Origin of the sequence: Leucobacter sp. HNU (genome assembly GCF_047946755.1) — a bacterium.
Taxonomy (GTDB): Bacteria; Actinomycetota; Actinomycetes; order Actinomycetales; family Microbacteriaceae; genus Leucobacter.
In genome coordinates, this window is record NZ_CP178837.1 from 2,065,197 (window position 1) to 2,077,523 (window position 12,327).

At 70.1% G+C, this 12,327-nt stretch carries 9 protein-coding genes and 1 pseudogene; 3 read left to right on the top strand and 7 right to left on the bottom strand.

What is annotated here, in order from left to right; translation table 11 throughout:
- Window positions 1-50: 50 nt before the first annotated feature.
- Window positions 51-722, bottom strand: a complete 672-nt coding sequence (locus AB3K78_RS10200) for a DNA alkylation repair protein (protein ID WP_416442927.1) — start codon at window positions 720-722, stop codon at window positions 51-53.
- A 61-nt stretch (window positions 723-783) separates the two neighbouring features.
- On the opposite strand from AB3K78_RS10200, the gene metX reads away from it, so the two are divergent.
- On the top strand, window positions 784-1,989 hold the full coding sequence (gene metX, locus AB3K78_RS10205) for a homoserine O-acetyltransferase MetX (RefSeq protein ID WP_416442929.1): 1,206 nt from the start codon (window positions 784-786) through the stop codon (window positions 1,987-1,989).
- Between the two features lie 148 nt (window positions 1,990-2,137).
- Complete coding sequence (locus tag AB3K78_RS10210) at window positions 2,138-2,677, top strand: hypothetical protein (RefSeq protein ID WP_416442931.1); 540 nt, start codon at window positions 2,138-2,140, stop codon at window positions 2,675-2,677.
- A gap of 2 nt (window positions 2,678-2,679) precedes the next feature.
- On the opposite strand, the gene AB3K78_RS10215 is transcribed toward AB3K78_RS10210, so the two are convergent.
- Together AB3K78_RS10215 and AB3K78_RS10220 are read right to left on the bottom strand one after the other, a co-directional pair.
- A complete protein-coding gene (locus AB3K78_RS10215; RefSeq protein WP_416442933.1) occupies window positions 2,680-3,729 on the bottom strand; it encodes a hemolysin family protein in 1,050 nt (349 codons plus the stop codon).
- Entirely contained in the window at window positions 3,726-5,069 is a 1,344-nt protein-coding gene (locus tag AB3K78_RS10220; protein WP_416442935.1) for a hemolysin family protein, read from the bottom strand. The genes AB3K78_RS10215 and AB3K78_RS10220 overlap by 4 nt, the downstream gene beginning before the upstream one ends.
- A gap of 335 nt (window positions 5,070-5,404) precedes the next feature.
- On the opposite strand from AB3K78_RS10220, the pseudogene AB3K78_RS10225 reads away from it, so the two are divergent.
- Window positions 5,405-9,061: pseudogene (locus AB3K78_RS10225) on the top strand (multifunctional oxoglutarate decarboxylase/oxoglutarate dehydrogenase thiamine pyrophosphate-binding subunit/dihydrolipoyllysine-residue succinyltransferase subunit); the annotation flags it as partial.
- Between the two features lie 351 nt (window positions 9,062-9,412).
- Here AB3K78_RS10225 and AB3K78_RS10230 read toward each other — a convergent pair.
- The 4 genes from AB3K78_RS10230 to AB3K78_RS10245 all read right to left on the bottom strand — a co-directional run bounded on the left by AB3K78_RS10230 (window position 9,413) and on the right by AB3K78_RS10245 (window position 12,272).
- On the bottom strand, window positions 9,413-9,619 hold the full coding sequence (locus AB3K78_RS10230; RefSeq protein ID WP_416442937.1) for a hypothetical protein: 207 nt from the start codon (window positions 9,617-9,619) through the stop codon (window positions 9,413-9,415).
- Window positions 9,620-9,776: 157 nt separating this feature from the next.
- Window positions 9,777-10,670 carry a CE1759 family FMN reductase gene (locus tag AB3K78_RS10235; protein WP_416442939.1) on the bottom strand — a complete coding sequence of 298 codons (894 nt, stop codon included), beginning with the start codon at window positions 10,668-10,670 and terminating at the stop codon, window positions 9,777-9,779.
- 16 nt (window positions 10,671-10,686) lie between these two features.
- On the bottom strand, window positions 10,687-11,130 hold the full coding sequence (locus tag AB3K78_RS10240; RefSeq protein ID WP_416442941.1) for a MarR family winged helix-turn-helix transcriptional regulator: 444 nt from the start codon (window positions 11,128-11,130) through the stop codon (window positions 10,687-10,689).
- Window positions 11,127-12,272, bottom strand: a complete 1,146-nt coding sequence (locus AB3K78_RS10245; protein WP_416442943.1) for an LLM class flavin-dependent oxidoreductase — start codon at window positions 12,270-12,272, stop codon at window positions 11,127-11,129. Before AB3K78_RS10245 ends, AB3K78_RS10240 begins: the two co-directional genes overlap by 4 nt.
- Between the last annotated feature and the right edge of the window lie 55 nt (window positions 12,273-12,327).

Here is a 12,327-nt window from a genome sequence, read left to right on the forward strand (position 1 = left end):
CTCGAATCGGGAGCGACCCGGGCCCGTCGCTTTTCGAAACGCGCTGAGCCTCAGCCGCCGTTCCGCCGCACGATCTCGGGCACCCAGATCGGCACGTAGGGCGACACGCATCCGGGCGGCGTCGGGTAGTCCTCGAGGACCCCGAGCCGCTCGCCGATGTCGAGCACGCGCTCGCGCCGTGCGGCATCCCGGATCCCGATCTCGCCCAGGCAGGAGTTCATGGCCCACTGCAGTCGTTCGGGCGCATCCCGCATCTCGCGCTCGATCTCGTCGAGCAGCGCGTCGAGGTCGAGCCCGTCCGGCCGCTTCGCGACGCGCTCGGTCGTCAGCGCCCACCCGGCGCTCGCGACCACCGGGTCGGGATCCGCGATCCAGCGGAGCCGCAGCTCCTCCGCGCTCGGGCTCTTCTTGACCAGGTAGGAGACGAGCCAGTCCTGCACCTTCGGCGATCCGGCCTCGCGCAGCATCGCGTCGTAGCCGTCGGCATCCCGGTCCCGCGGCCGGAGCATGAGTACGGCGACCAGCCTCGCCGCCGCCTCCCCCGAGCGCCACAGTTCTGCGGCGACGGCGGGATCGCGGCCCGCCTCCTTCGCGACCGCTCGCAGGCGGGTGAGATTCACCCCGTGCGCGTCGCCGTGCTTCTCGTTCACCGCTCGTATTCTCGGGTCCTCGAGCGCGGCGAGGCGCTCCCGGATCTCGTCGGCCTGCGCAGTCTCCGTCATGCCGCTCAGCGTACGCGTAACATTCGCTCGCGCGCTCCCGAACCCCGGCAGGATGGACAGCATGGATTGGCAGACGCCCGAGGATTCGTTTCCGACGGACTTCATCACCGACGCGCAGCTGCGCGCCCTCATCGGACGCCCGCCGATCTCGGGGGCCTGGCGGGACGGCGATCCGGTGGGCTCGCGGAAGTTCCTGCCGATCGGCGATTTCGTCACGGAGGCCGGCGACACGCTGCCCGGGGCCCGCATCGCCTACGAGACCTTCGGCGACCTCTCACCCGCTCGCGACAACGCGATCCTCGTCTTCCACGCGCTCACGGGCGACAGCCACCTCGCCGGCCCGGCAGGGCCCGGGCATCCGACCGACGGCTGGTGGGCCGAGATCGTGGGACCGGGCAAGGCGCTCGATACCGATCGCTACTGCGTCATCGCCCCGAACGTGCTCGGCGGCTGCCAGGGCTCGACCGGCCCGGCGTCGCTCGACCCGAGCGGGCGCGAGTGGGGAGGACGATTCCCCTACCTCACGATCCGCGATCAGGTGAATGCGGCTGCGCGCTTCGTCGACGGACTCGGCATCGATCGCTTCCGGGCCGTCGTCGGAGGCTCCGTCGGCGGCATGCACGCGCTCGAGTGGCAGCTGAGCCACCCGGATCGCACCGACCGCCTCGCGGTCATCGCCGCGCCGCCCGTCACCACCGCCGACCAGATCGGCCTGAACCTCGTGCAGCTGGAGGCGATCAGATCGGATCCCGCGTTCCGCGGCGGCAACTACTACGACGCCCCGGACGGCGTGGGTCCGCACCACGGCCTCGCCACCGCGCGGCGGCTCGCGCTCCTGAACTACCGCAGCAACACCGAACTCGACGAGCGCTTCGGGCGCGCGTGGCAGTCCGCCGTCAGCCCGCTCGGCGGCGGCGGTCGGTTCGCGGTCGAGTCCTACCTCGACTTCCACGGCAACAAGTTCACCCGGCGGTTCGACGCCGGCAGCTACGTCGCCCTCGTCCAGGCGATGAACTCGCACGACATCGGACGCGGACGCGGCGGCGTCGAAGCGGCGCTGCAGCGCCTCGAGCTCCCCACCCTCGTGCTCGGGATCCCCAGCGACCGGCTGTTCACGATCGACGGCCAGGACCTCATCGCGGAGCACGCGCCGGGCAGTCTCGACGGAGATCGGGCGACCCGCATCGAATCCCCGTTCGGCCACGATGCGTTCCTGATCGAATCCGCGCTCGTCGGGGCGCAGCTCGAGCGGCTCCTCGCCGCCTGACCCACCACCGCTTCGCGGGCCGGCGCTCCGCCGGGTCCGGTGCGGCGCTCAGCACGCTCCCACCTCGCCCGCCTAGGATTCCTGAGTTGGTCCCACCGGGAGAGAAAGAGGAGAGATGCGTCGTTCTGCGCGCACATCCCGTGCCAAGGTGGCCGCGACCCTCGCGGTTCCCCTGTGCCTCGTCGGCTGCGCGGCGGCCCAGGCTCCGTCGCACTCCGTCAGCCCCCCGCTCCGGGCGGAGAACGGCTCGGGCATCTTCGACGAGCAGGCGGCGACCGAGCACCGCGTCACCGGACTCGCCATCACGAAGCCCGAGACCCTGAAGATCCTGAGCGAGCACGGGGTGACGGTCAGCGGCAGGATCACGGTCAGCTCGAGCGAGATCACCGAGGCCACAGTGGACGCACGGCTCGCCGACGGGCCGGAGCTGAACTTCGCCCTGACCGAGCCCGTGGTCCTCCGCCGCGCTGGCGACGACGATCCCGTCACCGTCTCGGGCCGGCTCACCGTCGCGGATCAGCCCCCGGTCAGCACGAACGTCTCGGTCACACCGCACCTGGTGGGCGAGGGGCACGATCGGCTCGACCTGTCGATCGAGATCCCGAAGACCCTGCCCCCCGCGCTCCAGCTGATGCTCGGCTCGACCAGCAGCATCGACGCGTCGGTTCAGCTCTCCGCGACGAACTGAGCTCAGTCGGCGAACCGCTGACGCCTCGTGGCGTCGTGCACTTCGCCGACCAGTTCCTCGATCACGTCTTCCAGGAAGACGATCCCCAGGATCCGACCGTCCCGATCCCGGATCTGAGCGAGGTGCACGCCGCGCGCCTGCATGCGCGCGAGCACGTCCTCCAGCTCCGCCTCGGGATGCATGGTGAGCAGCTCCCGGATCCGCTTCGGAGGGATCGGCTCGGCGATGCGGTCGGCGCCGAGGCGCAGCAGATCCTTGATGTGCACGTAGCCCACCAGCGCGTCGTCGGCGTCCCGCATCGGGTAGCGGGAGAAGCCGTGCTTCGTCACCGCGGCCTCGACGTCCTCGGTCGTCGCGCCGATCGGCAGCGATACGAGGCGGTCGAGCGGCACGAGGATGTCCTTCGCCTGCTTCGTCGTGAACTCGAAGGCTGCGGAGAGCGCTCCGCTGCGGTCCTCGAGCACGCCCTCCCGAGTCGAGTGGCTGACGATGTTCGCGACCTCTTCGAGCGTGAACGTGCTGTTGGACTCGTTCTTCGGTTCGACTCTGAAGAGGCGCAGCACCCCGTTCGCGGTGGCGTTCAGGCCAGCGATCACGACGCGCAGGATCCGCGAGATCCAGACGAGCGGCGGCGCGAGCAGCAGCACGGCCTGATCGGGCATCGAGAACGCCGCGTTCTTGGGGATCATCTCGCCGAACACGACGTGCAGGTACGACACGGCGAGCAGGGTGATCACGAAGGCCGCGACCGAGACGACCTCGGCCGAGAGGCCGGTCCAGCTCAGCGGGCCCGACAGCAGGTGGTGGATCGAGGGCTCCGAGACGTTCAGGATCAGCAGCGAGCAGACGGTGATGCCGAGCTGGCTCGTCGCGAGCATCAGCGTCGCATGCTCCATCGCGTAGAGCGCGGTCTTCGCGCGCTTCGAGCCGGCCTCGGCCTTCGGCTCGATCTGGGAGCGCCGGGCGGAGATGACCGCGAACTCCGCGGCGACGAAGAAGGCGTTGGCGATGAGCAGCAGCACCAGCCAGAGGATTCCGAGCCAGTCGTTCATGCGCGGGCCTCCCGCTCGTCGGTCTCGGATCCGGTCTCGGTCGCCGGGGCGGGCGCGAAGTACCGCAGTCGCGCGATGCGGCGCCCCTCCATGCGCTCCACCCGCAGCCGGCCGCCCTCGGGCAGCAGCACCTCGTCGCCGACCACGGGGATCCGCTCGAGCTGCTGCAGCACGTAGCCCGCGACGGTGTCGTAGCCGTCGTGCTCGGGGATCTCGATACCGGTGCGGTCGAGGACCTCATCGGGGCGCAGATCCGCCGGGAAGGTGAGCTCGGACGCGGTGCCGACCACACCGGCCTGCGCGCGGTCGTGCTCGTCGGCGACCTCGCCCACGAGCTCCTCGACCAGATCCTCCAGGGTGACGATGCCGGCCGTTCCGCCGTACTCGTCGACGACGAGGGCGAGCTGATAGCCCGAACCGCGCAGCTCGCCGAGGAGCTGGTCGAGCCGCATGGTCTCGGGGACGCGCATGGCCTCCTCGGCCAGTGCCGCGGCGGGGACCTCCCCGCGCTTCTCGCGCGGCACCGACACGGCCTGCTTGACGTGGACGACGCCGACGACGTCGTCGCGGTCGCCGTCGATCACGGGGAACCGGGAGAAGCCGGTGCGGCCCGCGATCTCGAGCACGGCCTGCGCGGGCTCGAGGCGCTGCACGCTCTCCACCTTCAGCCGCGGCGTCATCACGTCGGCCGCGGTGAGCTCGGAGAAGCGCAGGGTGCGGTCGAGCAGCGTCGCGGTGTCGGCCTCCAGCAGGCCGGCGCTCGCCGAATGGCGCACGAGCGAGGAGAGCTCCTCCGCCGTCCGGGCGCCCGAGAGCTCCTCCTTCGGCTCGATGCCCATGGACCGCAGCACGCCGTTCGCACTGCCGTTCAGCACGAGCACCGCCGGCTTGAACACCGCGGTGAACGCGGCCTGCATGGGGACGACGAACCGCGCCGTGCCCAGCGGCTTCGCCAGCGCGAAGTTCTTCGGCACGAGCTCGCCGACCACCATGGAGAAGAGCGTTGCGAGCGCGACCGCGAGCGGCGCGCTGATCGCGCGACGCAGCGGCTCGGGCACTCCAAGCGCGCCGATGGGGCCGTCGAGCCAGGCGCTCAGCACCGGCTCGAGCAGGAACCCGGCGAGCAGCGTCGTGAGCGTGATGCCGAGCTGCGCGCTGGAGAGGTGCGTGGAGGTGTGCCGGAGCGCGTTGATCACGCGCTCGAGCCCGCGCTCGCCGGAATCCCGGCGCCGTTCGAGCTCATGACGGTCGAGTGCGACGAGGGAGAACTCGGCCGCGACGAACACGCCGGTTCCGAAAGTCAGCAGTATGCCGAGTGCAAAAGCGATGGCGTCGTTCATCGACGGCCCCGCATGGGGATCCGCGCCTCAGCGCGGTTGGTACTCGGAGGGTCCGATTGAGAGTGGGCTGGGGCGTCCATTTGGGCTCATCTTAGCAGGGCGGCCTTCTCGATCGACAGGTGTCCGGGATACCGGATGAACGCCTGTCCGCGCACCGCGGACGGCTCCACGCCGTCCAGGGAATAGGCGTAGGGTATTCGGGTGAGCGCCCCCACCGATGCGAGGCGCTTGCGGGCCTCCCCGCGCGCGCTACAGAAACGAGAGGAATTCGGTTTGGCTGAGCGGACTCCGGTTACCGAGAACGGTAACCCCGCAGGAGATTTCGGTGCGAACGCCTGGCTGGTCGAGGAGCTGTACAAGCAGTACAGCGCCGACCCGAACTCGGTCGACCGCTCCTGGTGGCCCATCCTCCAGCGCTTCGCCGCGGGAGAGAGCGCTGCGGGAGCCGCCGCTCCCCCGCAGACCGCCGCTCCCGCCGCGCAGACCGTGACCCCGGCCCCGGCGCCCTCCGCCGCGGCGGCGAGCCCCGCGTCCGCCACGGGCACCCAACCCGCGCGCACTACCAACGTCGCACCGCGATCGGCGCCGATCCCGGCGGAAGCCCCGCGGACGACGCCGATCACCGGAGTCGTCCCGGTCGACGAGGACGCGGTCACGCCCCTCCGCGGCATGGCACGCACCCTGTCCAAGAACATGGACCAGAGCCTCACGATCCCGACCGCGACCAGCGTGCGCACGATCCCGGCGAAGCTCCTCATCGACAACCGCATCGTGATCAACAACCACCTCCGTCGCAGCCGCGGCGGCAAGGTGTCGTTCACGCACCTCATCGGCTGGGCGCTGATCCAGACGCTCAAGGACTTCCCCAGCCAGAACGTGGCCTATGCCGAGGTCGACGGCAAGCCCTCGATCGTGGTGCCCGCGCACATCGGACTCGGCATCGCGATCGACATCCCCAAGCCCGACGGCACGCGCTCCCTGCTCGTCCCGTCGATCAAGCGCGCCGAGACCCTCGACTTCAACGACTACCTCGTCGCCTACGAGGACCTGGTGAAGCGCGCCCGCGACAACAAGCTCGGCGCCGCCGACTTCCAGGGCACCACGATCTCGCTGACGAACCCCGGCGGAATCGGCACCGTGCACTCGGTCCCCCGCCTCATGCAGGGCCAGGGCGCGATCATCGGCGCCGGCGCGCTCGAATACCCGGCCGAATTCCAGGGCGCCTCCGAGGAGGTGCTGACCCGCCTCGGCATCTCGAAGACCATCACCCTGACCAGCACCTACGACCACCGCGTCATCCAGGGCGCGGGATCGGGCCAGTTCCTCAAGATCGTGCACGAGCGCCTCACCGGCGGTCACGACTTCTACGAGGAGATCTTCGCTGCGCTCCGCATCCCCTACAAGCCGGTCCAGTGGGCCTCCGACATCCACGTCGACATCTCGGGCGCCATCGACAAGTCCGCTCGCGTGCAGGAGCTCATCAACTCCTTCCGCGTGCGCGGCCACCTCATGGCCGACGTCGATCCGCTCGAGTACGTGCAGCGCACCCACCCGGACCTGGAGATCGAGAACCACGGGCTCACGTTCTGGGATCTCGACCGCGAGTTCGTGACGGGCGGCATCGGCGGCAAGCGCACCATGCTGCTCCGCGACATCCTCGGCGTGCTCCGCGACTCCTACTGCCGCAAGATCGGCGTCGAGTACATGCACATCCAGGATCCCGAGCAGCGGCTCTGGATCCGTGGCAAAGTCGAGGTGCCCTACGAGAAGCCCAGCCACGACGAGCAGCTGCGCATCCTCGACAAGCTGAACGAGGCCGAGGCCTTCGAGACCTTCCTGCAGACCAAGTACGTCGGGCAGAAGCGGTTCAGCCTCGAGGGCGGCGAGTCCGTCATCCCGTTCCTCGACGCCATGCTCATCGACGCGGCCGAGGACGGCGTCGACAGCGTCGACATCGGCATGGCCCACCGCGGCCGCCTCAACGTGCTCTCCAACATCGCGGGCAAGACCTACGGCCAGATCTTCCGCGAGTTCGAGGGCGCGCAGATGCAGAAGGCCGGCTCGGGCGATGTGAAGTACCACCTCGGCACGTCCGGCGTCTTCACCGCGCCGAACGGCACCCAGGTGCCGATCCACCTCGCCGCGAACCCGTCGCACCTCGAGACCGTCGACGGCGTGCTCGAGGGCATCGTCCGCGCCAAGCAGGACCTGAAGCCGATCGGCTCGTTCACGACGCTGCCGATCCTCATCCACGGCGACGCGGCGATGGCCGGACAGGGCGTCGTGTACGAGACCCTGCAGATGTCGCAGCTGCGCGGCTACCGCACGGGCGGCACGATCCACATCGTGATCAACAACCAGGTCGGCTTCACCACCCTCCCCGCGACTCGCGCACCGGCATCTACTCGACCGACGTGGGCAAGACGATCCAGGCGCCCATCTTCCACGTGAACGGCGACGATCCCGAATCGGTCGTCCGCGTCGCGAAGCTCGCCTACGAGTTCCGCCAGCGGTTCCACATCGACGTCATCATCGATCTCGTCTGCTACCGCCGTCGCGGGCACAACGAGGGCGACGACCCCTCGATGACCCAGCCCCTCATGACCGACCTCATCGAGGCGAAGCGCTCGACCCGTCGCCTCTACACGAGCGCGCTCGTCGGCCGAGGCGACATCACCGAGGAGGAGTACGAGAAGTCGAAGCAGGACTTCCAGGACCGCCTCGAGCGCGCGTTCATGGAGACGCACGCCGCGCAGACCGGTTCGATCCCCGTGATCGATCAGAGCGGCGTCTCGACCCCGCCGAGCGCCGAACCCGCGACCGCGGCGGTCGAGACCGCGGTCAGCCGCGCCGTGATCGAGCGCATCGGCGACGCGCACGCGAACAAGCCCGAGGGCTTCACCGTGCACCAGAAGCTGCAGCAGCTCCTCAACAAGCGCGTGCAGATGAGCCGCGAGGGCGGCATCGACTGGGGCTTCGGCGAACTGCTCGCGCTCGGCTCCCTGCTGATGGAGGGCACCGCGGTGCGCTTCGCCGGCCAGGACGCCCGCCGCGGCACCTTCGCGCAGCGTCACGCCGTCTTCCACGACCGCGCGAACGGCCAGGAGTGGCTGCCGCTGCTCAACCTGTCGGAGGACCAGGCGCGCTTCTGGATCTACGACTCCCTGCTCTCCGAGTACGCGGCGCTCGCCTACGAGTACGGCTACTCGCTGCAGCGCGAGGACGCCCTCGTGCTGTGGGAGGCGCAGTTCGGCGACTTCGCGAACACCGCTCAGGCCGTGATCGACGAGTACATCGCCGCGGCCGAGCAGAAGTGGGGCCAGCGCTCGTCGGTGGTGCTGCTCCTGCCGCACGGCTACGAGGGCCAGGGGCCCGACCATTCGTCGGCCCGCATCGAGCGCTACCTCCAGCTCTGCGCCGAGGACAACATGACGGTCGCACGTCCGTCGACGCCCGCGAACTACTTCCACCTGCTGCGCCGCCAGGCGTACGCCCGGCCTCGCAAGCCGCTCATCGTCTTCACCCCGAAGTCGATGCTGCGCCTGCGCGGTGCGACGTCCGCGGTCGAGGAGTTCACGACCGGCGCGTTCCAGCCCGTCATCGACGATCCGAAGATCGAGAACCGGGCCGAGGTGCGACGCGTGATCCTGGTCTCGGGCAAGACCTACTACGACCTGCGCGCGGCGCTCGACAAGAACCCCGACCCCCGCGTCGCCGTGGTGCGCATCGAGCAGTTCTACCCGATGCCCACCGCCGAGCTCACCTCGGTGCTCTCCGGGTACCCGGATGCCGAACTCGTGTGGGTGCAGGACGAGCCCGAGAACCAGGGCGCGTGGCCGTTCATCTCGCTCGAGCTCGCGAAGAAGCTCGCGAACGACAAGATCCGTCTGGTCTCGCGCGCGGCCTCGGCCGCACCGTCCACCGGTTCCGCCAAGGTGCACGCGGTCGAGCAGGAGTCGCTGATCAGCCGCGCGCTGAGCTTCGACAGCTGACCCCGGCTGCCGACCGCACGCAGGAGGGCCCGCGCTTCGGCGCGGGCCCTCCTGCGTTGACGGGGCTGGCGTGGCGTGCCGCGCGGAACCGACGGTTTCGGAGATCTGCAGGATTTCGGACGCGGCTGACGGGATGGATCCGAAATCCCGCGGATCTCCGGTCTCCGGCTCGGTCCTCGGGGGACGGGCTCCGTGCCGAGGAGCGGTCCCGGTGCCGAGGAGCGGGCGAACTACGCGCCCCGGGGGGGCGTTCCTCGGAAGCCGCACCGTCCTTCGAAAGCAGGACCGTTCCTCGACGGAAGGACCTGTATTCGATCGGCTGAGAGATGCCGCCCCTCGGCGTGCGGCGGCTCAGACTCCGGCGCGGGGGCGGATCGCCAGCACGACCGCCGCGGCGGACGCCGGAATCGCCACGAGGAACAGACCGAGCGCCGGGTCGGCCGAGGCCGCCGATTCGGGGAGGAGCAGGCAGGCGCTCGCGGCCGCGAGCAGGGCGACCACGGTCGCGGGCAGGATCATCGGGAGACGACGGGGGAAGCGGCTGCGGTGCGGGGTCACGGTGGCCTCCGAGGCGCTGAGTGCTGCGGGGTGAACGCACTCAGTCTCGGCGATCCGCGCTGCTCCCGCACCCGGCGCGCGAGGGGGACCGCCAAGCTTCCGCTCGCCGATCCCCCTCGTTCACCGCGCCGTCACCCGCGCGTCACGGACGCCGTGATCAGGAGTCCCCGACCTCGGTCCCCGCGAACTTCGACATCAGGTCCGCGAAGGCGTCGTGCTCCTCGCGCTTCGCCCGATCCTGCAGCGAGCGACGGCTGAAGTCGGCCGTCGTCGCGGCGATGGTCGGGGCGCCGGCGGCTGCCGGATCGTCGTCCATGCGCGCGGTCGAGTCGTCGCCCGGCGCGGACGCCGCCGAAACGCCGGGGCCGGAACCGGCATCGGCGCCGTCCGTCTCGCCTCCGCCACGGACCGGCAGTGCCGACAGCACGGCGTCGCCGGTCGAGGGGCGCGCGCCCCCGTCGGCCCAGAGGCGATGACGGATCGCGTCGACGAGCTCGCGTGCGACGCGCGCCGACCGCTCATCGATCCCGTCGCTTCCGCGCGCCGATCCCCACTCCTCGGTGGCGGCGAAGATGCCGGTGGGCATGGGGATGGATCGCAGGTAGGCGAAGAGCGGTCGCATCGCGAACTCGATCACGAGGGAGTGCCGGGCGCTGCCGCCCGTCGCCCCCATCGCGACCGGGATCCCCCGCAGTTCCCCGGGCTCGATGAGGTCGAAGAAGGACTTGAAGAGTCCTGCGATGGACGCGTTGAACACGGGCGACACCGCGATGACGCCGTCGGCGGAGCGCACCGCGTCGAGCGCCGCGCGCAGCCGGGGCTCCGCGAATCCGGTGACGAGGTTGTGGGCGATCTCGACCGCGAGCTCCCGGAGCTCGACGACTTCGGTCTCGGCCACGATCCCGTGCGCCTCGAGCGAGCGCTGCGCGTGAGAGAGGATCCGGTCGACGAGCAGGCGGGAGCTGGACGGGCTGCCGAGCCCGCCCGAGACCGCGACCAGGCGGACCCGCTGCGGGGTCGCTGCCGGTGCGAGGTGCTGGGTGGCGTTCACGATGGTTCTCTCCGGTCTATTCTTCGGGTGCCACGAGGCGTTCGGTGAGGATGCGCAGGGTCTCGATCTCGTCGGCCGTGAGGCGTTCGCGCATCGCCGTGGCGACGTCGCGGGCGTGGCCGGCGCCGATGCGGCGCTGCAGCTCGAGCCCGGCGTCGGTGAGCGACAGGATCGTCCCTCGCCGGTCCTCGGGGTCGGCGCGGCGTTCCACCAGCCCGTCCTTCACGAGCCGGTCGATCAGTCGGCTCAGCGACGGCTGCGAGATCAGCAGCAGCGACGTCAGGTCGCACTGGCGCAGCCGTTCGGCGCCCGGCTTGCTCAGCTGGTAGAGCACGTCGTACTCCTGCATGGTGCGGCCGTGCCAGACCGGCGCCGCTGCGAACCTGCGGGCCAGGGTGGACTGCGCGACGAACAGCGCCTCCCAGGCGGCGACCGCCGCTCCCGAGCTCCCGGCCCTCACCAGCGGTCCTCGTCGAGGGCGGGATCGGCCGGGGCCGCGGCCGCCTGGGCTTCGGCATCGGCCGCCGCCGTCCGTGCCGCTTCGAGCCGGGTGGCGTGGGTCGGCGTCTCGGGCACGTCGGCCGGCCGACCCTTGGCGAACTCCTCGCGCAGCACGGGAAGCACGAGCTCGCCGAACAGGTCGAGCTGTTCGAGGACGGTCTTGAGCGGCAGGCCCGCGTGGTCGATGAGGAAGAGCTGGCGTTGGTAGTCGCCCGCCCATTCGCGGAACGAGAGAGTGCGGTCGATCACCTGCTGCGGGCTCCCGACGATGAGCGGGGTCTGGTTCATGAAATCCTCCATCGAGGGGCCGTGCCCGTAGACGGGGGCCTTGTCGAAGTAGGGACGGAACTCGTTCACCGCGTCCTGCGAGTTCTTGCGCATGAAGAACTGTCCGCCGAGCCCGACGATCGCCTGGTGCGCCTTGCCGTGCCCGTAGTGCTCGTAGCGCTCGCGGTAGATCGCGATGAGCCGCTGGTAGTGCTCCTTCGGCCAGAAGATGTTGTTCGCGAAGAAGCCGTCGCCGTAGAACGCGGCCTGGTGGGCGATCTCGGGGCTGCGGATGGATCCGTGCCAGACGAAGGGCGGTACGCCGTCGAGCGGTCGCGGGGTCGAGGTGAAGTCGCGCAGCGGGGTGCGGAACTGCCCTTCCCAGTCGACCACGTCCTCGGTCCAGAGACGGCGCAGCAGCGCGTAGTTCTCGATCGCGAGCGGGATCCCGGTGCGGATATCCTTGCCGAACCAGGGATACACCGGGCCGGTGTTGCCACGCCCCATGACCAGGTCGACGCGGCCGTCCGCGAGGTGCTGCAGCGTGGCGTAGTCCTCGGCGATCTTCACCGGGTCGTTGGTGGTGATGAGGGTGGTCGCGGTCGAGAGCGTGATGCGCTCGGTGACGGCGGCGATGTAACCGAGCGTGGTGGTGGGCGACGAGGGGAAGAACGGAGGATTGTGGTGCTCGCCGGTCGCGAACACGTCCATGCCGATCTCTTCGACCTTCTTCGCGATCGCCACGTGGGCCTTGATGCGCTCGTGCTCGGTGGGCATGATGCCGGTGGTCGGGTCGAGGGTGAGATCTCCGACGGAGAAGACTCCGAACTCCATGACGGACTCCTTCTGCTGGTGCCGCCCGAGGGGGTGGGGCGTGCGATACCCCAAC